The organism is Gilliamella sp. Nev3-1, from assembly GCF_001690435.1.
In the GTDB taxonomy this organism is placed as follows: Bacteria; Pseudomonadota; Gammaproteobacteria; order Enterobacterales; family Orbaceae; genus Gilliamella; species Gilliamella apicola_C.
In genome coordinates, this window is the sequence record NZ_LZHN01000064.1 from 67,511 (window position 1) to 88,478 (window position 20,968).

Here is a 20,968-nt window from a genome sequence, read left to right on the forward strand (position 1 = left end):
AAGATATGAATGAACTAAGGCTGAAATCTCGCCCAGCAGCATTATTTGAAAGATTTAAGACATAGGACTGCCATGTCTGGTGTCTGGTGTCTGGTGTCTAATATGATACGGCATTACATTCCACCTGTCAAGTAATTTATTGTTTTATTTAACTTTTTTATAACTGATTGCTCACTTAGCGAGCTTGTTTTTTTAGTTGATGAAAGTATAACCGCTAAAAAGAATCTTGGCTAGTGTTTTGGGGGGAATTTTTGTAGAAAAACGTGAAGAGTGTTTTTTGTTTCGATACCAATTTACAATCCGCCAACAATTAGTGGGTAGCTTAAAAATATGCTCATTTTGCACCAAAGAATCAGTCAGAAAACACATTGATTTTATTGAAGTTTTTTGAGAGCACTCTTTTTGCTAATCATTTGTAACATTTTGTTTTTTAAAAATAAAATTGGTGAATGGATATTTTTTAGAAAATATAAAAACCACGCTAACTATCTTTTTCTTCTCGGTTCCAATAGATTTTACGTCCAAATCCCAATAAATTACTGGTCATCTTTACACGTTGTAACTGTAATGACCAAATTGGTGCTTTTATTATTCTAGCAAACGGAAATGCTTGATAATATTGTGCATAAGCGTGCTTGGCCTGTTCTTTTTGTAATTGTATTGCTTGAGCTTGAAATTGGATGCCTTGAATTTGGGCAACCGTTTTAGGTGTCAGACTAATTGTGCCTGCAACTTGTGGACATGTTAACATGGCTTTAGCATGTTCAGTTTTTAATTCTGAAAGGAGATACAAGCACATTACACGTTCATCAAAGGCATAAAAGGCATTACATGCCCATGGTTTGTTGTCTGGTAAGATGACGTGAAGCGATAATACATGATGCTTTTTGATGAATTTAATAATTCTAGGATCCGTTTGCATATTTTCTGGATTCGATTGACGTTATTCAGGTTTAACGTTAAGGTGCAGATCTTCACCCCACCGAGGTAGCGATGGAACGTCCATGCCAAACAAATCAAGCGCCCTAGCTACACTGTGGGTGATCATGTCATCAATACTACTAATATGCTGATAAAGTGCTGGCACGGGTGGAAATATCACGCCCCCCATTAATGTGACTAATTCCATATTTTTAATATGCCCCAAATGAAGTGGTGTTTCTCTAATCATTAAGACTAACCGACGTCGCTCTTTTAATACGACATCAGCAGCACGAGTCAGTAAATTATCTGACAAGCTATTAGCAATCGCCGATAATGAACGCATTGAGCAAGGAGCAACTAGCATGCCGATTGTTTTATAAGAGCCACTAGCAATTGCAGCACCAATATTGTTAATGGAATGCACTTTATCCGCAAGTGCTTCGATTTGTTTTATATTCATGTTAGGAACTTCGTATGCACTTGTTATTTGTGCTGCTTTAGAAATAACAAGATGAGTTTCGATGTCCATTGGTTTTAATAGCTCTAACGCTTTTATTCCATAAGCAATTCCTGTTGCACCACTAATGCCAATTATTATTCGACGCGTTGTCATGTCTATTCCTGTATTAATATCCAATTGCGATAAAATCATTAATTATTAAACAGTCAACTTATAACATTATACTGCTCATAACAAGCGATATTAAAGCCAGCTATCAAGGATAGTGACTATACCTATATATGCGTAGCGAATCAAGTAGACAGCAGGTGATTCTTAACTTTATTGATACATTGATAATAAATAAATTAAGAAGCGGAGGTTAAGTTATTAAGCAGTATTGATGGCTACCAACATCAGATTTTGGCAGCCATTTTTAGTGAATTATTCTTTAGCCATGGGTTCATTAACAACTTTAGTTTGTTGGTTACCTTGAATAGCCTCGATTTTTTTTGCATATTTTGTTACATCATCTTTATTCGATAATAAACTATAAATTAAGGTAAATTCTGCACTTTGTCCTGGCTCAAGTTGTCGAACACGTTTTTGTTCACGCTCAATAGTTACTGGATAAGCAAAGCTAGTACCTGGCTCTAAACCTGTGACATAACCTTGTTTCAGTGTGTCAGTGTTTTTCCACAACGAAAGGACAGGCAACTGTTTAATATTATAAGCAATACCAGCGGCTTTATCGCCAGCTTTGTTAGTTACCATTACTTGAGTTTGACCGTTGCTATCAGCGAAAGGATACACATTAAATACCATTTCATCAAAGCCTTTTGTTGGTCCTAAATAAGTTTGCCATGTGTTTAAACCATTTTTAGCATAATCGTTAAATGGTGAGATTTCTTTTACTGGCGCAACAAACTGTGCACCTTCTTCAAGAATTGGCGTACCAAAATTGCTATGGTAGATAATTTGGTAATCGCGTGTATAATCACTTTTATTAGTCACCACATCATGCACGGTAAACTCACTACTTCCTGGTACATAGCTAAGTGATGCCCACGTTTCTAGGTTACTTTTTTTGAACGTATTTTCTTTGATTAAACCTTTAACTGTAATGGTGTATGGCGCTTTATCGGCAATATCCACCATTAATTTAGATACCGGCGTGTTTTGCGCACGGCCATGGAGCGTATACATCATACCATCAGCTTGCACCGCATGACCTGTCCACTCAAAACCACAGCGCACCATCATTTCGTTAAAACCATCTAGCCAACCTATGCCTCCACGACTTTCTAAATTAATATATTTGGGGTGAACAATTTCATTTACTGGCGAATCCCAGCCCATACGAACACCATCACCAACAACCGACAAGATACCTAATCCTCGAGTTGGGCTTAATTTAATCGTGAAGTTATCACTAGAAATAGTTAAAACTTCAGTACCATCTTGTTTACCACCTTTAAGCACGGTATTTTCAATAGTAAACATTTTACCTTTTACACCTAAAGCTTGGCTTGAAACCGACCAATTCCCTTTAGCAAGGCCGTTTTCATTATCAGTCAATACAAATTCTTTCGCATTGGCATGATAACTAGCCAAACTAAGTAACACTGCTAATGAAACAATTTTGATTTTCATGGTAAGACCTCATCGTTAATAAGTTAATACTGAATCGTTTCAGTCAATATGACATAAAAACCGAAGAAGCAATAAAAGAAAATGGTAAAAATGAGAGGTCATTCACACTTTTTTAGCATCAAATAAATCAACCTATAAACGTAATTTATTGACTTAAAATCAGTGTGAAATGTTTAGAATATCAGTTTTTAGGCCTAATTTGCCCAACCTTCCAGTGTTTTCGGCACACTGAATGGTATTCGCTATCACCCAGATGAATGGAATTGCCAAATTTAACAATTTGACCATCTTGCCCTTCTAATAAAATCATGGTGGCTTTTTTTCCACACCAGCATACGGTTTTAAGCTCTCTAAAATTGTCGGCAATTTCAAGTAGCGTTTTAGATCCTTCAAACAGATGCCCCATATAATCGGTTTTAATACCAAAGAACATAATTGGGACGCTATATTCATCACACACATCAGAGAGCTTCCAGATGGTGTTGCGCGATAAAAACTGACTTTCATCAATCAATATGCAGGCATATTGGTTTTGTTTGATATGTTCAATGATGGCATCAACAGTCGTGTCATCAAGCAGTAATGCTTTTTTGCGTAACCCTAAGCGAGAGACGATTTCGACAGCCGAATCACGTGTATCAACCGATGACTTAAGTAGTAATGTTTGCATGTTATTACTTAAGTAGTTGTGATCAATTTGTAGTAGTTCGGTGGATTTTCCGGCATTCATTACGCCATATATATAATAGATCTTAGACAAAATAACGCTCTCAAAATAAAAACAATGAATAAAAATAATGAATAAAAGCTGTGATGTAGGAAATAAAAAAGGTAAGTTAAACAACCTACCTTTTTTAACTTTAAGAAATAATTATTTTGCTTTACCTTGGTTTGCAACAGCCGCTTGTTTTGCAGCGATTTCATCAGCATTACCGAGATAATAGTGTTTAATGACTTTCATATTGTCATCAAATTCATACACTAACGGCACCCCTGTTGGGATGTTAAGCTCAATAATATCATCATCACTGATGTTATCTAAATGTTTTACTAGTGCACGTAGTGAATTACCGTGAGCGGCAATAATAACACGCTCCCCTTTAGCTACGCGTGGCGCAATTGTTGATTCCCAATAAGGAAGTACACGTTTAATAGTCAATGCTAAACTTTCCGTTAGTGGTAATTCTGCTTCAGGTAAGTTGCTGTAGCGTGAATCATGTCCAGGAAAACGTTCATCTGATTTTTCAAGTGCAGGAGGGGTAATGGCAAAACCACGACGCCATAATTTTACTTGCTCATCGCCATATTTTGCTGCGGTTTCTGCTTTGTTTAAACCTTGTAATGCACCATAATGGCGTTCATTTAATTTCCAACTTTTTTCAACGGGTAACCATGCTTGATCAACTTCGTCTAGAACGTGCCATAATGTGTGAATAGCGCGTTTTAATACTGAAGTATAAGCATAATCAAATGTGAAACCTTCTGTTTTTAGTAATTTACCCGCTTCAGCAGCTTCTTTATTGCCTTTATCAGATAAATCAACGTCAGTCCAACCACAAAAACGGTTCTCTTGGTTCCAAACACTTTCTCCATGTCGAATTAACACTAATTTTTTTACAGCCATGAGTATAACTCCTTTATTACGTATAATTAAATTTTAAGTGTATTTGGTTTATAGGCAAGTGGTATATGCAACCATGCCTGCCTATTTGTTTTGAATTAAAATGCTTAATTCAAAACATTTATTTTCTTGGTAAGTATTTTAATGGATCAACTGATTGCGCTTTATATCGAATTTCAAAGTGTAACCTAACCGACGAAGTGCCCGTAGCCCCCATTGTAGCAATTTGTTCACCTGCACGCACCGCTTGCTGTTCTTTTACTAATATAGATTGATTGTGCGCATACGCTGTTAAATAATCATCATTATGTTTAATAATAATTAAATTACCATAACCGGGTAATGAATTGCCCGAATAAACAACACGCCCATCAGCCGCCGCCATGACTTTAGCCCCAACTGAGCCTGATATATCAATACCTTTACTTGTATTTGAGAATTTTTCAACAATCTTACCCCGTGCTGGCCATTGCCATGAAATATTAGCCACATTCACTTTTGAGGTACGAGTTGGTATAATGTCAGAAGAACTATCTAACGGCTCAGTAATAGTTTCCGTCTTTTCGATTGTCGTTGGTTGTTGATTTTTATCTGTTTTGGTAATCGAAGTCGTTGTTGTTTTAGTGATCGTTGGTCTCGTTTTGGCTTGCCCCATTGCGATAGTAGTATTATTGCTATTAACTTTATTCGATGTTGCTGGGTGTGTAGTGGTTTTTTGGGTTACGACAACTGTACCACCACTAACATCTAACACTTGCCCAACATTAACGGCAAAGGGTTCTTTGATATTATTTTTAGCCGCTAGTGAACGGTAATCGTTACCTGTTACCCACGCAATATAAAACAATGTATCCCCACGTTTTACAGTATAAGTATCGCCTTGATATCCACCTTTAGGTATTTCGTCATAATTACGGTTATAAACAATACGCTCGTTGCTAATTACCGTATCATTACTGTTAGCACTTATAGAATGAGTGTCGTTAGCGGTATTTGTATTGGACGTTGTCGTTTGTCTTGATGAAGGTATAGAAGAGGCTCTACCACCCGTTGAAATATTCGCAGGTGGTTTGGTGTAAACAGAAGACGTTGATGCTCCACCTGCTCCCGAAATATCTTCAATTTCGGCTTGCTCGGTTTGAGTACAAGCAACCGCTAACAAACTTAAGCAACTTAATGTCAGTATTTTTTTCAAAGCAACACCTTTCATTCTAGAATTTCATTTTTAGTTATTTTATGCAAAATACTATTTTCAGCACATATGGGGATATTTGCACATTTTAACGTTTTTATAGTAAAAAGCTATTATATTGATTACTTATTAAGTAAATCAATAATTTTATTTAGTTCTTTATGATTTTAGCTAATATTTAGCTTGTCAGCATATCATTTTCATAAAAATAACGATGCATACTCAAATCAATTGAACCTGATACTATTCACTTTTAATTTAGGTTAACCACTTTATCAACTAAGACTGCACACGCATATTGTTGCCATAAGCAAATTCTAGTCATAAGTAAGTTATTTTAACTTATATTTGTTAACTAATTTACTCAGACTAGTCGAATTTATTTTGAAAGTAGTGAGTATATACAATAAAATGAGGGTTCGTACAGTATCTTTACTATCTTTCTATAAAAATTTAATGTGATTAAAAATAATGACTTTATATATTGTTGCTACCCCCATCGGAAATTTAGATGATATTACGCTTAGAGCGATCGATATACTTAAAAGCGTCGATCTGATTGCGGCTGAAGATACGCGTCATAGTGGCTTACTTTTACAACATCTTGGAATTAAAGCGAAGCTGTTTGCTTTGCATGATCATAATGAACAAGAAAAATCCAATACCCTTATCGAGAAACTCAAATCAGGGTTATCCATTGCGTTGATTTCTGATGCAGGTACACCATTAATTAACGATCCAGGATATCATTTGGTTAAAGCATGTCACGAAAATGGCATTAAAGTCGTACCAATTCCTGGCGCTTGCGCTGCGATAACAGCTCTATGTGCTTCAGGATTACCGTCAGATAAGTTTATTTATGAAGGTTTTTTACCCGCTAAAACTAAAGCACGCCAAGATTACCTTACCCATTTATTAGACGAACCACGCACAATCATCTTTTATGAATCGACTCATCGCTTATTAGACACGCTTAATGATATGCAAACTATTTGGGGTGCTGATAAGCCAATTATTTTGGCTAAAGAGCTCACCAAAACGTGGGAAACTATTGTCAGTTTTAAGGTTAATGAGTTGATAAATTGGTTAAATGAAGATCCTGCCCGCCAAAAAGGTGAATTTGTGTTAATCGTGCAAGGCCATACAAAATCAGAGGAAGATATTGATCCAAAGGCGATTGGTACTCTTAAACTATTGCAAAAAGAACTGCCATTAAAAAAAGCAGCAGCTATTACCGCTGAAATATATGGACTTAAAAAGAATCAACTTTACCAAATTGGTTTGAATACAGAACAATAACTAAATGACTAAGTGGGTGGGTTATGGCCAGTATATAGCAAATATTAACTTGGTAATAAACTAAGCTTGGTAATAAACAATAAATAGTAACTGTTAATTTGTTTAATTCCTCGTAGATTTATCGCTAAGAACATTGGCATAAATAGCACAATTTAGTATATAATCTCCCCCTTATTTTTAAGACATTTATGATAAAAGGTAACAAACAATATGGGATTTAAATGTGGTATCGTCGGACTACCTAATGTGGGTAAGTCAACGCTTTTTAACGCACTAACTAAAGCTGGCATTGAAGCGGCTAACTTTCCGTTTTGTACTATCGAGCCAAACACTGGGGTTGTGCCGATGCCCGATCCACGTTTAGATGAACTGGCAAAAATTGTTAAACCACAACGCACATTGCCAACCACTATGGAATTTGTTGATATTGCAGGTTTAGTTAAAGGTGCGTCGAAAGGTGAAGGTTTAGGTAATCAATTTTTAGCTAATATTCGTGAAACTGAAGCCATTGGTCATGTTGTACGTTGTTTTGAAAATGATAATATCATTCACGTCGCTGGCAAGATCGATCCGGCTGAAGATATCGAGATTATTAATACTGAGCTTGCCCTATCCGATCTTGAAGCTTGCGAACGTGCAATAACGCGCCTACAAAAACGTGCCAAAGGTGGCGATAAAGAGGCCAAATTTGAATTAGAAATCCTTGAAAAATGCTTACCACATTTAGAGCAAGGTAAAAAATTGTTGCAGCTTGGTTTAAGTAAAGAAGAGCTTGATGCAATTAAATACCTAAGCTTTTTAACCCTAAAACCAACCATGTATATCGCTAATGTGAATGAAGATGGTTTTGAAAACAATCCTTATTTAGATAAAGTCAAAGCCATTGCTGAACAAGAAAAGGCCATAGTTGTACCTGTATGTGCCGCAATTGAAGCCGAGCTTGCTGAGCTTGATGATGCTGATCGTGACGAATTTATGCAAGATTTAGGGTTAACAGAACCTGGTCTAAACCGCGTGATTCGTGCAGGATATAGTTTGCTTAATTTACAAACGTACTTTACAGCAGGTGTTAAGGAGGTTCGAGCATGGACAATTTCAGTTGGAGATACAGCGCCACAAGCAGCAGGTAAAATTCATACTGATTTTGAAAAAGGGTTTATTCGCGCTCAAACTATCGCTTTTGAAGATTTTATTAAATACGGCGGTGAACAAGGTGCAAAAGAAGCGGGCAAAATGCGCGCTGAGGGTAAAGACTATGTTGTGCAAGATGGCGATATTATGAACTTCTTATTTAATGTATAGCTAATGATTTGACGTCGCCTTTTGGCGACGTTGTTATATTAGCAATCATAAAGATCAATTCAATCTTGATAAAAAAGTGATTTTTACTAAAACAGATACATTTCCTAAAATTTCTTAACAAGATCAAATAATAGCTTCATAAACATAAGGAAGGCACACTTTTATGTTACTCACATTTCAACAAGCCAAACAGCAAATGCTCCAAAGCGCATCAGCCATAAAATCACTCAATTGCGAAAAAGTTTCTTTGTTCGATGCATTAGGACGTATCACTGCTGAACCGGTAATGTCGCCGATTAATGTGCCAAGCTTTAATAACTCAGCGATGGATGGGTATGCCGTTAGATTATCCGATGTTAATCAATCTAAATTATTACCTATAGCGGGCATTATTTTAGCTGGCGATGATATAGGCAATCTTAATTGGCCACAAGGTACTTGTTTACGTATTATGACTGGAGCCCCCGTACCAAATGATGCTGATGCAGTAGTGATGCAAGAAAAGACCGAAAAATCGGAGCTAGGTATCACTTTTTTAAATGAGATAAAAGTTGGCGATAATATCCGCCATATGGGCGAAGATATAAAAAAAGACACTGTCGCTGTGAACAAAGGGGAAAAATTAACCATTCCCATACTATCAACCCTTGCGACATTGGGCATTAGTGAAGTTTTGGTTTTTAAAAAACTGAAAGTAGCCATCTTATCAACAGGTAATGAATTAACACCAATTGGTGAGCCTTTAGCTGGTAATGGCGCTATTTATGATAGTAACCGTTTCACGCTAAAATTATTATTAACTGAGCTTAACTGTGACATCGTCGATCTTGGTATCATTTCTGATGACCCAACCCAAATCAAACAAGCATTGATAGCCGCATCGAATCAAGCTGATTTAGTCATCACCAGCGGTGGCGTTTCTGTGGGCGATGCAGATTATACTAAAGTGGCTTTAGAAGCGCTTGGCAAAATCAGCTTTTGGAAAATTGCGATGAAACCTGGCAAGCCTTTTGCCTTTGGCAACATTGGCGAGGCGCTATTTTGTGGTTTGCCCGGCAATCCTGTTTCAACCTTAGTGACTTTTTATCAATTAGTACAACCACTAATTTTAGCTCTTTCAGGGGTTGAAGCACCAGCCATTGATTTAACCTTTAAAGTAAGCACTGCAACCAATCTTAAAAAGAGCCTTGGTAGAGTAGACTTTCAACGTGGTATGTTACAAATAAATGCACAAGGTGAGTTAGAAGTTAGCACAACAGGGCATCAAGGGTCGCATATAACACAATCATTTAAGCAAGCTAATTGTTTTATTGTGCTTGAACAGGATCGTGGTAATGTCAGCAAAGGGGAGCAGGTAACGGTTGAGCTGTTTAATCGTTTACTAAAGTAAGCGTGGTTTAAATACCCATTTGCATTATTTACCATAATAGTCATGCACATTTATTATGTGTATGATTTAGTTGTGTAAATAGGTGGTATGTAACATTATGAACATATCGTTATATTGGTTTATTACTATATAACGGTATAACCCGCTGGCAGATAATAAGTTGAGATATAATTAAAATAGTGCAACTAATATCGCGCCTACGGCAATCATAGCAACCCCTACACCAGCTAATAGCGAAACCTTTTCACCGAATAAAATAGCAGCAAATACAACCGCAAAAACTACGCTTAACTTGTCAATTGGCGCAACTTGCGATACTTTGCCCTCTTTAATCGCCATAAAATAAAATAGCCAAGATAGCGCACCGGCAATGCCACTTAGTGCAATAATAAATAACGCCTTTTTATCATTAAAAAACGTGTTGATAAGGCTTAGTTTACCTTGAACAGCAACCACCCCAACTAAAAAAATAGCCATGACAATAGCACGAATTGCGGTTGCTGTGTTGGCATCAAGGTACTGTAAACCGATTTTTCCTAAAATAGCTACGCATGCCGCAGTAATAGCGGAAAGTAGTGCATAAATAAGCCACGCACTCATATTAATATTTATCGATTTTAAATAGATATTGTTGATTGTTGGAATTCGTTTCACATTGTTGTGATTTACTCATCACCCCACGACAATCTTCTAAAACACCGTGAGCTTTTGACCAATGATAAGTTTTACCTTCGTCGTTTTTACCTCCACATCCAACTAATGCCAAGCTAAACATCAAACAAGACAAACCAATAACCGTAGCTTTCATTTCATTCTCCTTTTTTGGGCAAACGCATTAAATATTTAACAGCATTGCTGTTTTTTTTATGGGAATTATTTTAATTCAGAATGAATGTGATTAATAGCTAAAGTACCACCTATTTTTAATAGATTAAAGTGGCGGTTTGCTTTATATTTATTTAATAACTGGCATGGTTCATCTAATGGCTCGTCAGCTAATTCAAATGCTCCCCAATGAATAGCTATGGCTGAATGGCATTGTAATTCATCGTACAGTTGCACAGCTTGCTTGGGGTCAATATGCTGTGATTTCATATACCAACGTGGCGCATAAGCACCAATAGGTATTAATGCCAAATCGATTGAAGGAAAACGCCTAGCAATCTCTTTTAATTCAACACAATAGCTAGTATCCCCCATAAAATAGACTGTTTTTGTTTGATTAGCAATCTTAGATTGAATCATCCAGCCACTCCATAATGCTTTATTCACATCAAGCAATCCTCGATTGCTCCAGTGTACAGCTGGGGTAGCAGAGAAAGTAAGCCCATCAATAGTTTTACAATCCCACCAATCTAATTCAATAGTGTTCTTAGCCCCCCACTTTAGTAATGTTCTTTTTAAACCAAGCGGAACCATAATGACAACATTAGGGAAACGAGCCAATAATTGCTGAATACTTTGAGAATCAAGATGATCATAATGGTTATGTGAAATAACAATAAAATCAATCTGCGGCAATTGTTCAATATCTAAAGCTGGCGGTGTTCGCCGTTTAGGTCCTATGAATTGCGAAGGTGAAGCCCGCTTAGAAAAGATAGGATCAGTTAAAATCATCTTACCGTTTAAACGAATCAATGTTGTTGAGTGACCAATCCACCAAACTCTATCATCAGGTAAACTGAGATTGATTGGCTCAAACCATGTTTGGTTAAAAGTATGATAACCTGCTTTAGGTGGTAATACTTTACGCTTAAAACGCCAACGTAAAAACTCGCCAATTTTAATTTTAAAAGATGCATCATACTTAAACCCTTTAGCAGTATGATGTTTTTTTTGAGCCGTTAAATCTTGTTTTTGATCCGCCATCCTGATAGCCTTCTTTGACAATCAATTTAGTTTAGTAATTTGCTGTACGTTCAATAATTACAGCAACATTCCGAGCATTCGCTATTGCTGTTGGTTTAGATACTTTAACTTTCAACCAATTAACAGAAAATTGTTTAATAATCATTTCAGCGACTCGCTCTGCTACACATTCAATCAGCTCAAATTTCGAAGATTGAATAAAGTGTGTTATCGTTTGGCTAACCTTAAAATAGTCTAAACAAAGCGATACATTATCGCTTTCGCCAGCAGGTTTATTATTCCATGCCATTTCAAGATCGAGAATTAACTTTTGCTTGATGGTCTTTTCCCAATCATAGACGCCGATGGTTGTTAGAACAGTTAATCCTTCAATCAGTACCCTATCTTTGCTGTATGTATTCATACCCGATTCCAAATGCCTAATTACATTAAATAGAGATTACCGAATCTTGTTAAATTACGCTATAATTTATTTTAAATAATACTAAATATCCGTAATTATGACTCGAATTTTTCAACCTTTTATTATTGAGCAAAATAGCCTTATTACCTTGGATGATAATGCGTTTAACCACCTTATTCGTGTATTAAGAATGAAGGTCGGTGAAAAAATTATCTTATTTGATGGATCTAATCATATTACCCCTGCAATTATTCATGAAGTCAATAAAAAATCGGTTACAGTCAAAACAGCTTCGTCCGTTTTAGATAATCGCGAATCGCCATTAGAGCTCCATTTGGGGCAAGTGATATCACGCGGCGAAAAAATGGAATTTACTATTCAGAAATCGGTTGAGTTAGGTATCAGTAGTATAACGCCACTACTTTCTGAACGTTGTGGAGTTAAGCTCGATACCGAAAGATTAGATAAAAAAACACAACAGTGGCAAAAAATTGTGATTTCAGCTTGTGAACAGTGTGGACGCAATATAATTCCTGAAATCAAACCCGTCATAAAATTAGAAAGCTGGTGTGCAAGTTTAACGGAAGGATTAAGACTCAATTTACACCCTAAAGCTAAACACGGCATAAAACAATTAGCCAATGAGCATAAAAAAATTTATTTATTAATTGGGCCAGAAGGTGGATTGTCTGACAATGAAATTAGCATGACGCATGACTATCATTTTATAGATATTTTACTCGGACCAAGAGTGTTACGAACAGAAACCGCTGCGCTCACAGCGCTTACCGCATTACAAGTGCACTTAGGCGATCTTGGATAAACACAGCAGAATATAGCTGATAAGTAATGATTACTTTGCAACTGGCTTAGTAACGAGTATGATAACAGCAAGCATTATTTTGGGTATTGCCATTAAGCCTTGGCAAAGCGCTTCAAGTAATACCTATATTTTAATATAAAAACCCAATTGAATAGATAAAATCAGTAAGGAGTCATTATGATAAAACTGGGCATTGTAATGGACCCAATTAGTCATATCAAAATAAAAAAAGACACCAGTTTTGCCATGTTACTTGAGGCACAAAAGCGAGGGTATCAACTTTTTTATATGGAAATGAATGATCTCTTCTTACGCAATGGTGAAGCTTATGCGACAACACGGACATTAACTGTTTATAATGATGATCACCATTGGTTCGATATGAACAATGAACAAACCATACCCTTAAGTGATCTTGATGTAATATTAATGCGTAAAGATCCCCCATTTGATACCGAATTTATTTATGCAACCTATATTCTAGAACGTGCTGAGGCAAAAGGCGTATTAGTAGTAAATAAGCCTAAAAGTTTACGTGATTGTAACGAAAAATTGTTTACTGCATGGTTTGCAAAATTTACGCCTGAAACATTGGTTACTCGTCAAACTCAACAGATTAAATCCTTCTATCAAGAGCATAACGATATCATTTTAAAGCCACTTGACGGTATGGGTGGAGCATCAATTTTTAGAATTAAAGCTGACGATCCAAATGTGTCGGTTATCATTGAAACCTTAACTGAGCACAACTCACGTTACTGCATGGCTCAAACTTACATACCAGCGATAACAGACGGGGATAAACGTGTTTTGGTTGTCGATGGTGAGCCTGTACCTTATTGTTTAGCAAGAATTCCACAAAAAGGGGAAACTCGAGGTAACCTTGCCGCAGGTGGGCACGGAGAAGTAAGAGCATTAAGTGAAAGTGATTGGCATATTGCCAAAAGTATTGCCCCAATGTTAAAAGAAAAAGGCTTACTATTTGTTGGTTTAGATATTATTGGCGATAAGCTAACTGAAATTAACGTAACAAGTCCCACTTGTGTTCGTGAAATTGAGGCAAAAAACCCAAATCTTTCCATTACAGGTATGTTGATAGATGCCATTGAACGTCGATTAAATAAGTAGAGCAAAAAATGATTAGAGAATATAAAACAGCAGATTTAGATAAAGTCATGGCTATATGGCTAGAAGGTAATGAACAAGCACATCGTTTTATTGATCCTCAATTTTTCAAACAAAATTATGAATTAGTAAAAATGCTCATTCCTATGTCGACATTATATGTTCAAGATCTTGATGGAGTAAAAGGTTTTATTGGCATAACTGAAAATTATATTTCAGGTTTATTTGTTGATGAGGCTTTTCGCCGACAAGGGACAGGTAAAGCACTCGTTGAAAAAGCAAAACAACGCCATAATGAACTGCTAGTGCATGTTTATAAAAAAAATATCGCAGCGATTGATTTTTTTCTTTCTCAGGATTTTAATATTGTATCAGAATCAATCAACGAAGAAACCGGAGAGCCTGAGCTATTAATGCGCTGTAATGTTGAGCATAAAGTTAAAATTGGTAAATGCGCGTTATAAACTACTAAAAATGTGAACATATGAATTTAAAAAATCATTTTATCATCGCTATGCCAACGATAAGCGACCCAACATTTAGTCGCTCGGTTATCTACATTTGTGAGCATAACCGCGATGGTGCTATGGGTATCACCATTAATAAACCGATATTAGAACTTAATGTATCAACAGTACTGACACGTTTAGATATAACAGCAAGCAAAAATTGTGCTGAACTGGAACAGCCCGTTTTCGCTGGTGGTCCTATTGCTGAGGAACAAGGATTTATTTTGCACACGCCACAGCAAGGTTTTTCATCAAGCATACAAATTTCTGACGATGTGATGATTACAACGTCTCTTGATTTATTAAAAACTATCGGTTCTCCTAAACAGCCAAAAGATATATTGCTCGCACTAGGCTATACCAGCTGGCAATCGCTACAACTCGAAGAAGAAGTAGCACGAAACAATTGGTTAGTTGCCGATACAGATCCTAAAATTATTTTTGAACTTGCCATCAATGAACGTTGGCAAAAAGCAGCAGAATCGCTCGGCATTAATATGAATACTATTTCACACCAAATGGGAAATGCATAACCAATGGCAACGATTATCGCATTTGATTTTGGCACAGCAAGTATTGGTGCAGCTATTGGCCAAGATATCACTAAAACAGCTAGCCCTTTATGCTCATTTAAGGCACGCGATGGCATTCCTAACTGGCAAACAATCGAAAAGGTCTTAAACGAGTGGAAACCCGATTTTTTAGTAGTCGGGTTGCCTTTAAATATGGATGGCACAGAGCAACCGCTCACCGCCCGAGCACGTAAATTTGCTAACCGTTTACATGGTATGTTTGGTTATCAAGTCCATTTACAAGATGAACGATTATCAACCGTTGAAGCTAAATCACATATTTTTGCTTCTCGCGGTTATCGGGCACTTGAAAAAGGTCATGTAGATGCGACTTCCGCAATCATTATTTTAGAAAGTTGGTTTGAAAACAATTAATTATTTTAATTAATCAATTCTTTTATCTAATAATAGATCGCCAATCAATATCATCCTTGCTAAAATAAACAGCAATTTTTTATTGGAAGGAACTTGCCGTGTCACATAACAACTCTCTTAGTTATAAAGATGCTGGTGTCGATATTGACGCCGGCAATGAACTTGTTAATCGCATCAAATCGGTTGTAAAAGAAACTAAGCGCCCCGAAGTTATGGGGGGATTGGGTGGTTTTGGCGCGTTATGTGCTATTCCACAAAAATACAAAGAGCCAATTTTGGTATCGGGCACGGATGGCGTGGGTACCAAATTACGCCTGGCAATGGATTTAAACCGCCATGAATCAATTGGTATTGATTTAGTGGCAATGTGCGTTAATGACCTGATTGTGCAAGGTGCTGAACCTTTATTCTTTCTTGATTATTATGCCACAGGAAAACTCGATGTCGATGTTGCAGCAACAGTAGTAACAGGCATTGCCGAAGGCTGTAAACAATCAGGGTGTGCTTTAGTTGGCGGCGAAACTGCCGAAATGCCAGATATGTATCAAGGTAACGACTACGATTTAGCGGGATTTTGTGTTGGTGTAGTTGAAAAATCAGCTATGATAGACGGTAGCAAAGTGCAAGATGGCGATGCATTAATCGCATTAGCTTCAAGCGGTACTCATTCTAATGGCTATTCGTTAGTACGTAAAATTATTGAAGTCAGTGGTGTAAACCCTGCCACTGAACAGTTAGACGGCAAACCACTTGCCGATCACTTGCTAGCACCGACTAAAATCTATGTTAAACCCATACTTGATTTAATTACACAAGTTGATATCCATGCAATAGCACATATAACAGGCGGTGGTTTCTGGGAAAACATTCCTCGTGTGTTACCTGAAAATACTCAAGCGATAATTAATGAAACAAGTTGGCAATGGCCTGCTATATTTAATTGGTTACAAAAAGCAGGCAATGTTAGCCGCCATGAAATGTATCGCACCTTTAATTGTGGTGTTGGCTTAATTATTGCCATACCAAAACCATGGGTCGATAAAACAATTACCTTACTAAATAACCATGGTGAAACAGCATGGCTATTGGGTGAAATTAAACAGGCTACATCAGCAGAGCGGGTAATAATAAAATAGATTTTGCATTCACTTTATCTATCCAAATTTTGTCACCTCCCTGCCCTAAAGGACGGAAATTCCTACTGAAGTTACTTTACTTCAGTAGGTTTCTGCTTCTGATAGCATGATGACTGCACCATTCGCATTACAGACGCTTCGGCATATCCTACCCCCTAGTATATATTAAGGCACTAACCATTCATCCTCGCCAAAAAATGAACCAATACCATCTGTACCGCCACTTACCCAGATATAGTTAACATTAAATACAGCTTGTTTTTGATATCACTAAAGCTAATGGTGTCTGTATCAAGTTTGTTTTGTTGGTATCTTCGGCTTCTGAAAATATTCCAACTCTTTTTAGGTAGTATTGTGACAAAAGAATTTATGTTATTATTTATTATCATTTTATAAAATAAAAAATCAAATAAAATCAATAGCTTTTCTGAATTATTTTTGTAGCATAATCATCTTAAGTATGGATCTTGGCAATAGAATTAACTGTTACCTTTAGTTGATAATATAACTATCTCCTAAAACAAGCATCTTAATTTTCTAGGTGGCTTGTGTGTTAAGTCTGGGATATTTACACAAGGTTAATTTGACAATATCATTTGCTTTATAATAAAAGCAACAAGTTCAATAGTAAAAAAATCAATTAGAATAGAAAGGAATATTATATGCAATGGCTTATTACAGATGAATTTAGGCAAGACTTAAAAAAATTAGTAGCGCTTTTAACTAACAGCCTTGATTTACAATGGATTAATGATGTGATTGATCATTATGAATGGGATGAAGACGAGGATGAGGAATTTGAAACAGATTATTTAGTGAGTGAAGACGAACTGATCGCCTTTCGCCAAGTTGAGATATTGGGCGATATATTACAACCAGAATTTATGCTACAAATCGATTGGAAAGAAAGCGTTGATGAGCTTAAATCAGGGATTGCAGATCTATTACTCAATAATTTTGGTGTTAACCGTGTTTCGTTCCCGAATATGCGTCATTACGATAACCGCACAACTGTTTCAAATGATGGAGTGTTAGCAGATTTTAATCGAGAACTTAAAAAACAAGGTTTTAATCTTGCTAATGTCATATCGGGGGATGATAATTTATGGATTATCGTTTACCCAACGACAGCACATAACGAAGTAGAATACCTAGTTAATCAATTGGGTAGCGAATTAGAGTAGTGGGATAAATCACTTTACAAATAGACGTAGCATTGTTCGATCATGGCGTTAAAATGCCATCTGTACCCATTAATGGTTGTTGGCTATTGTGTAATAACTTTAATGCTTTTTCATTTAGTTTATCAAAATAATAAAGGTAAATTTGGTCATAATCAAACTGCTCGACTTTTTCAGCATGATGTTGCTTGGGATTGACCTCAGGGTAAGTCACTGTGTGTAACTGACCGGCGTTATCATAACGATAACGGCGTGGCTGATGTCTGGTGATTTCGGCAAGCTATCCGTTATAATGATACTGATATTGCCAGAATTAATGCGATAAAAATCAAACAAGATAAGCTAATTGTTAAATTTTTCTTGTTAATTTTAATAAATAAAACATGCTCCCCCACTAATTATGTGAGGGATTTTACTATTTACTTTGAATAACGTTCTCTTAATTTATTCATATAAAATTCGATTGAATCTTTATCTTTAGGATGCGCTTCAATATAGCTATTTGATATTATTTGCATAAGTTCAACAAATTTTTGTGGGGAAAGCTCTGAGCTATCCATCTCTCCAACATAAAAATCAACACTTTTGAAATCTTGTGGGTCTTCATAACCTTCATCTAACGCATATCCCAAACCCTCATGTACATCGCATCCAATACCTCGTGATGCATCATAAATAAATTGTAAAAGATTCATTTTATGCTCTTTGTACATCGTCTCGATTAAGTAATATAAATCACCTCCTCCTTGTTCTTCTATTTCTTTTGCTATTTTATTTAACCATGTTAAATTATGATTCATTTTATATTCCTCTCTGGTATTGTAAGAAATGCATTGCTTATTTTACCTGTGCTTTGATTTTTTGTTACAGTGAACCAATATCAATCAATTTGCACAGAACATTCTCTTTTATCTGGATTATTTCTAAAATAATTTTCCGCTTTTTTCGCTGCTTTATTTGACATATCTGCTACTTTTGCATCGGAAAGTCTTGCTGGATCATAGGTCGTTTTCTTTTCAGCTTTTTTAAAACGAATAATTTTACCTGTATTTGGTCCGTTTGCTGCTCTAGCTGGTAGCTGAAATTCATACTCAATCAAACCAGGAAAACGTGCATCTGTATATTTAGGACCAACAATTTTAGCCTCTGTCATTTCAATTGATTCTAAAAAAGCATCTTGGTTATGAGCGCCAGAAATACCTGTTTTTTTTGCATTTAACTGTCCTGTTTGTTTATTATGAGTAGTAACATCTGATACAAAAGTATCTGGCACTAATTGTGTATCAGTTTCTTTTCCAACAATCCCCTCAACGCCCTTGTCAGCGACCTTATTGCTGGACATCCGGTTATTATTAAGGTGAGTTAAAACAAGTTCATTATTGAACTTACGATGCAGATCTAAAAAAGATAAAAAAATCCCAACATCAGGCAGAAATTTAACAAGCTTTAATTCTGTTATAAATTAATATTGTGTTTCTCTGCTAGTTCACTAAGCATGACCCCAAATTCTAAAAGATCTTCTCTAGTCCACCCTGTTAAGGTAGGAATTTCATTTACACTGCATGAAACTAAAACAGCAGATTCAAGCTCTCTTATTAAGTTAAACTCCCTCTCACTCATTTGAACATTTAATAAATTATTTTGTTTCTCTAATATCTTCATTTTAAACCTCAGTTAATTCATTGGCGGTGTTTTTTGGATTGGTAAACGTTTAATATAGTTATCCCATCCCACAGTTTTGCTAGTACGACGGTTAAAAGCATTATAAGTATAGGTGATGATAAGCCCCGTCGGTTTAATTACTTTGATAAGTCGATGCCGGCAGTCGTATTGATAGTGGGTAACTAGACTGTGGTTTTTTCCACGTTTTTCCGCAATTAGGTTGCCAAAGCGGTCATATTCAAAGTGTTTATCACTAAAAAAGGTTAGGCGATTGCCAGTAGCACCACAATACCGTATTTTTAAGGTCGCATAAAAAAAGCAGAAAAGTAAATAAATCTTTTCTGCTGATCATGCTAGCGAGAATTCTACCTGTAACTATCCCCTAAAATAGTACAGCCAAAAAGTAGAAAATTCTCTATGATAAAAGTAAAAGAGGATTTAATTATGAAAAAAATGACTGAACATCAAATCGTCGCTATTTTAAAAGAAGCTGAAGCAGGTATTCCTGTCAAGGAACTCTGTCGCAAATATGGCATGGGTAATTCAACTTTCTATAAGTGGCGAGAAAAATACGGCGGTATGGAAACGTCGGATATTAAACGCTTAAAGGAGCTGGAGGCTGAAAACTGCAAGCTTAAGCAGATGTTTGCCGAACTGAGCTTAAAATCCCAGCTTCAGGAAGAAATCATAAAAAAGCTTTAGTGCCAACAGGGGCACGTAAAACGTGGGCACAGCAACTACAACAAAATCATTCAGTTACTATTGCTATGAGTTGTGCCATTGTTGGTTTAAGCCGTTGTGCTTACTATTATCAAGCTAAGTTACAGGATGATTCGGTGATTGTTTCGGTGTTGAATGCTATCACAGACCGGCATTTACGCTGGGGCTTTCCTAAATGTTTTAATCGTATCAGAAAGCTCGGCTATCAATGGAATCATAAACGGGTATATCGGGTGTATTGTGAATTAAAGCTTAATCTCAGGGTAAAGCGTAAAAAACGCATTCCTCCACGATGCCCGGAAAGGTTATTAGCCCCCAATAAACAAGGTGAATGTTGGTCAATGGATTTTATGAGTGACAGTAGTCGTAATCAACGTCGCTTTAGGACATTCAATGTCATCGATGACTTTAATCGTGAGGCATTAGGTATTGATATTGGTGTGAGTTTACCCGCAGGTAGAGTGACTCGTTATTTGGATAAATTGGCGGAGTATCATGGTTATCCGTTAAAAATACGCGTCGATAATGGACCAGAATTTACAGGAAAAACCTTTATAAACTGGGCTAAATCACATGATATAGCCATTGATTATATCCAGCCCGGTAGCCCTTATGAAAATGGTTATATTGAACGATTTAATCGTACCTATCGTACTGAAGTACTCGATTTATATCTTTTTAACAACTTAGCACAAGCAAGGAGAATAACCGAAGAATGGTTAACGATTTATAACACCGAAAGACCGCATGAGGCATTAAATAACATGACACCG

General features: G+C 36.4%; 25 protein-coding genes. 11 read left to right on the plus strand and 14 right to left on the minus strand.

Annotation, left to right across the window (positions count from 1 at the left end; all coding sequences use genetic code 11):
- Positions 1-481: 481 nt before the first annotated feature.
- From A9G40_RS10390 to nlpD, 6 genes are all read right to left on the minus strand, one after another.
- Positions 482-922: a hypothetical protein gene (locus A9G40_RS10390; RefSeq protein ID WP_065582984.1), complete on the minus strand. Its 441-nt coding sequence runs from the start codon at positions 920-922 to the stop codon at positions 482-484.
- Positions 923-943: 21 nt separating this feature from the next.
- The gene (locus tag A9G40_RS10395) at positions 944-1,537 is read right to left on the minus strand and encodes a UbiX family flavin prenyltransferase (protein ID WP_065567101.1); all 594 of its coding nucleotides are present in this window, start codon (positions 1,535-1,537) and stop codon (positions 944-946) included.
- A 270-nt stretch (positions 1,538-1,807) separates the two neighbouring features.
- Positions 1,808-3,016 (minus strand): aldose 1-epimerase family protein, encoded by a 1,209-nt coding sequence (locus tag A9G40_RS10400; protein ID WP_065582985.1) that lies wholly within the window; start codon positions 3,014-3,016, stop codon positions 1,808-1,810.
- A 181-nt stretch (positions 3,017-3,197) separates the two neighbouring features.
- Positions 3,198-3,776 (minus strand): thymidine kinase, encoded by a 579-nt coding sequence (locus A9G40_RS10405; RefSeq protein ID WP_065567103.1) that lies wholly within the window; start codon positions 3,774-3,776, stop codon positions 3,198-3,200.
- A 111-nt stretch (positions 3,777-3,887) separates the two neighbouring features.
- The gene (gene gpmA, locus A9G40_RS10410; RefSeq protein WP_065582986.1) at positions 3,888-4,640 is read right to left on the minus strand and encodes a 2,3-diphosphoglycerate-dependent phosphoglycerate mutase; all 753 of its coding nucleotides are present in this window, start codon (positions 4,638-4,640) and stop codon (positions 3,888-3,890) included.
- Positions 4,641-4,758: 118 nt separating this feature from the next.
- Positions 4,759-5,832, minus strand: a complete 1,074-nt coding sequence (nlpD, locus tag A9G40_RS10415; protein ID WP_176700485.1) for a murein hydrolase activator NlpD — start codon at positions 5,830-5,832, stop codon at positions 4,759-4,761.
- 468 nt (positions 5,833-6,300) lie between these two features.
- Between nlpD and rsmI the strand changes: the two genes are divergently transcribed.
- The 3 genes from rsmI to moeA all read left to right on the plus strand — a co-directional run bounded on the left by rsmI (position 6,301) and on the right by moeA (position 9,820).
- Positions 6,301-7,128, plus strand: coding sequence for a 16S rRNA (cytidine(1402)-2'-O)-methyltransferase (gene rsmI / locus A9G40_RS10420; RefSeq protein WP_065582988.1), 828 nt, complete (start codon positions 6,301-6,303; stop codon positions 7,126-7,128).
- Between the two features lie 210 nt (positions 7,129-7,338).
- A complete protein-coding gene (gene ychF / locus A9G40_RS10425; RefSeq protein WP_065582989.1) occupies positions 7,339-8,430 on the plus strand; it encodes a redox-regulated ATPase YchF in 1,092 nt (363 codons plus the stop codon).
- Positions 8,431-8,593: 163 nt separating this feature from the next.
- Positions 8,594-9,820: a molybdopterin molybdotransferase MoeA gene (moeA, locus tag A9G40_RS10430; RefSeq protein ID WP_065582990.1), complete on the plus strand. Its 1,227-nt coding sequence runs from the start codon at positions 8,594-8,596 to the stop codon at positions 9,818-9,820.
- A gap of 171 nt (positions 9,821-9,991) precedes the next feature.
- Here the strand turns inward: moeA and A9G40_RS10435 are convergent, their stop codons facing one another.
- From A9G40_RS10435 to folB, 4 genes are all read right to left on the minus strand, one after another.
- Positions 9,992-10,420: an EamA family transporter gene (locus A9G40_RS10435; protein ID WP_065567109.1), complete on the minus strand. Its 429-nt coding sequence runs from the start codon at positions 10,418-10,420 to the stop codon at positions 9,992-9,994.
- A 1-nt stretch (position 10,421) separates the two neighbouring features.
- The gene (locus A9G40_RS10440; protein WP_065582991.1) at positions 10,422-10,628 is read right to left on the minus strand and encodes a hypothetical protein; all 207 of its coding nucleotides are present in this window, start codon (positions 10,626-10,628) and stop codon (positions 10,422-10,424) included.
- Between the two features lie 65 nt (positions 10,629-10,693).
- On the minus strand, positions 10,694-11,689 hold the full coding sequence (locus A9G40_RS10445; protein ID WP_065582992.1) for an MBL fold metallo-hydrolase: 996 nt from the start codon (positions 11,687-11,689) through the stop codon (positions 10,694-10,696).
- A 31-nt stretch (positions 11,690-11,720) separates the two neighbouring features.
- Entirely contained in the window at positions 11,721-12,092 is a 372-nt protein-coding gene (gene folB, locus A9G40_RS10450) for a dihydroneopterin aldolase (protein ID WP_065582993.1), read from the minus strand.
- A 97-nt stretch (positions 12,093-12,189) separates the two neighbouring features.
- Between folB and rsmE the strand changes: the two genes are divergently transcribed.
- The 7 genes from rsmE (at position 12,190) to A9G40_RS10485 (ending at position 17,816) form a co-directional block, all read left to right on the plus strand.
- Positions 12,190-12,915, plus strand: a complete 726-nt coding sequence (gene rsmE, locus A9G40_RS10455) for a 16S rRNA (uracil(1498)-N(3))-methyltransferase (RefSeq protein WP_065582994.1) — start codon at positions 12,190-12,192, stop codon at positions 12,913-12,915.
- Between the two features lie 177 nt (positions 12,916-13,092).
- Entirely contained in the window at positions 13,093-14,043 is a 951-nt protein-coding gene (gshB, locus tag A9G40_RS10460) for a glutathione synthase (RefSeq protein ID WP_065582995.1), read from the plus strand.
- Between the two features lie 8 nt (positions 14,044-14,051).
- The gene (locus tag A9G40_RS10465; protein ID WP_065582996.1) at positions 14,052-14,504 is read left to right on the plus strand and encodes a GNAT family N-acetyltransferase; all 453 of its coding nucleotides are present in this window, start codon (positions 14,052-14,054) and stop codon (positions 14,502-14,504) included.
- Positions 14,505-14,524: 20 nt separating this feature from the next.
- Positions 14,525-15,082 (plus strand): YqgE/AlgH family protein, encoded by a 558-nt coding sequence (locus A9G40_RS10470; protein ID WP_065582997.1) that lies wholly within the window; start codon positions 14,525-14,527, stop codon positions 15,080-15,082.
- 3 nt (positions 15,083-15,085) lie between these two features.
- Entirely contained in the window at positions 15,086-15,496 is a 411-nt protein-coding gene (gene ruvX, locus A9G40_RS10475) for a Holliday junction resolvase RuvX (protein ID WP_065567117.1), read from the plus strand.
- A gap of 98 nt (positions 15,497-15,594) precedes the next feature.
- A complete protein-coding gene (gene purM / locus A9G40_RS10480; RefSeq protein WP_065582998.1) occupies positions 15,595-16,632 on the plus strand; it encodes a phosphoribosylformylglycinamidine cyclo-ligase in 1,038 nt (345 codons plus the stop codon).
- 662 nt (positions 16,633-17,294) lie between these two features.
- Complete coding sequence (locus tag A9G40_RS10485) at positions 17,295-17,816, plus strand: DUF6630 family protein (protein WP_065582999.1); 522 nt, start codon at positions 17,295-17,297, stop codon at positions 17,814-17,816.
- Positions 17,817-17,856: 40 nt separating this feature from the next.
- Here A9G40_RS10485 and A9G40_RS15055 read toward each other — a convergent pair whose 3' ends face one another.
- From A9G40_RS15055 to A9G40_RS10500, 4 genes are all read right to left on the minus strand, one after another.
- Positions 17,857-18,027: a hypothetical protein gene (locus tag A9G40_RS15055; protein WP_176700486.1), complete on the minus strand. Its 171-nt coding sequence runs from the start codon at positions 18,025-18,027 to the stop codon at positions 17,857-17,859.
- Positions 18,028-18,232: 205 nt separating this feature from the next.
- Positions 18,233-18,613: a hypothetical protein gene (locus tag A9G40_RS10490; RefSeq protein WP_065583000.1), complete on the minus strand. Its 381-nt coding sequence runs from the start codon at positions 18,611-18,613 to the stop codon at positions 18,233-18,235.
- An 80-nt stretch (positions 18,614-18,693) separates the two neighbouring features.
- A complete protein-coding gene (locus A9G40_RS10495) occupies positions 18,694-19,155 on the minus strand; it encodes a CdiA family toxin C-terminal domain-containing protein (RefSeq protein ID WP_065583001.1) in 462 nt (153 codons plus the stop codon).
- A gap of 113 nt (positions 19,156-19,268) precedes the next feature.
- Positions 19,269-19,475: a hypothetical protein gene (locus A9G40_RS10500; protein WP_065583002.1), complete on the minus strand. Its 207-nt coding sequence runs from the start codon at positions 19,473-19,475 to the stop codon at positions 19,269-19,271.
- Positions 19,476-19,919: 444 nt separating this feature from the next.
- On the opposite strand from A9G40_RS10500, the gene A9G40_RS10510 reads away from it, so the two are divergent.
- A protein-coding gene (locus A9G40_RS10510; protein ID WP_442902727.1) for an IS3 family transposase occupies positions 19,920-20,968 on the plus strand; the annotation gives its coding sequence in 2 pieces (ribosomal slippage) (positions 19,920-20,163 and positions 20,163-20,968; 1,050 coding nt annotated over the 2 pieces). This gene is flagged as partial in the annotation.

Excerpts from the sequence above, each read along its gene's own strand:
- A9G40_RS10490 (WP_065583000.1), bottom strand. The coding sequence starts at position 18,613 with ATGAATCATAATTTAACATGGTTAAATAAAATAGCAAAAGAAATAGAA.
- A9G40_RS10445 (WP_065582992.1), bottom strand. The coding sequence starts at position 11,689 with ATGGCGGATCAAAAACAAGATTTAACGGCTCAAAAAAAACATCATACT.
- A9G40_RS10400 (WP_065582985.1), bottom strand. The coding sequence starts at position 3,016 with ATGAAAATCAAAATTGTTTCATTAGCAGTGTTACTTAGTTTGGCTAGT.
- A9G40_RS10500 (WP_065583002.1), bottom strand. The coding sequence starts at position 19,475 with ATGAAGATATTAGAGAAACAAAATAATTTATTAAATGTTCAAATGAGT.
- ruvX (WP_065567117.1), top strand. The coding sequence starts at position 15,086 with ATGGCAACGATTATCGCATTTGATTTTGGCACAGCAAGTATTGGTGCA.
- rsmI (WP_065582988.1), top strand. The coding sequence starts at position 6,301 with ATGACTTTATATATTGTTGCTACCCCCATCGGAAATTTAGATGATATT.
- A9G40_RS10390 (WP_065582984.1), bottom strand. The coding sequence starts at position 922 with ATGCAAACGGATCCTAGAATTATTAAATTCATCAAAAAGCATCATGTA.
- A9G40_RS10440 (WP_065582991.1), bottom strand. The coding sequence starts at position 10,628 with ATGAAAGCTACGGTTATTGGTTTGTCTTGTTTGATGTTTAGCTTGGCA.
- A9G40_RS10395 (WP_065567101.1), bottom strand. The coding sequence starts at position 1,537 with ATGACAACGCGTCGAATAATAATTGGCATTAGTGGTGCAACAGGAATT.
- folB (WP_065582993.1), bottom strand. The coding sequence starts at position 12,092 with ATGAATACATACAGCAAAGATAGGGTACTGATTGAAGGATTAACTGTT.
- moeA (WP_065582990.1), top strand. The coding sequence starts at position 8,594 with ATGTTACTCACATTTCAACAAGCCAAACAGCAAATGCTCCAAAGCGCA.
- A9G40_RS10435 (WP_065567109.1), bottom strand. The coding sequence starts at position 10,420 with ATGAGTGCGTGGCTTATTTATGCACTACTTTCCGCTATTACTGCGGCA.
- ychF (WP_065582989.1), top strand. The coding sequence starts at position 7,339 with ATGGGATTTAAATGTGGTATCGTCGGACTACCTAATGTGGGTAAGTCA.
- A9G40_RS10465 (WP_065582996.1), top strand. The coding sequence starts at position 14,052 with ATGATTAGAGAATATAAAACAGCAGATTTAGATAAAGTCATGGCTATA.
- gpmA (WP_065582986.1), bottom strand. The coding sequence starts at position 4,640 with ATGGCTGTAAAAAAATTAGTGTTAATTCGACATGGAGAAAGTGTTTGG.
- gshB (WP_065582995.1), top strand. The coding sequence starts at position 13,093 with ATGATAAAACTGGGCATTGTAATGGACCCAATTAGTCATATCAAAATA.
- A9G40_RS10470 (WP_065582997.1), top strand. The coding sequence starts at position 14,525 with ATGAATTTAAAAAATCATTTTATCATCGCTATGCCAACGATAAGCGAC.
- A9G40_RS10485 (WP_065582999.1), top strand. The coding sequence starts at position 17,295 with ATGCAATGGCTTATTACAGATGAATTTAGGCAAGACTTAAAAAAATTA.
- A9G40_RS10495 (WP_065583001.1), bottom strand. The coding sequence starts at position 19,155 with ATGTCCAGCAATAAGGTCGCTGACAAGGGCGTTGAGGGGATTGTTGGA.
- rsmE (WP_065582994.1), top strand. The coding sequence starts at position 12,190 with ATGACTCGAATTTTTCAACCTTTTATTATTGAGCAAAATAGCCTTATT.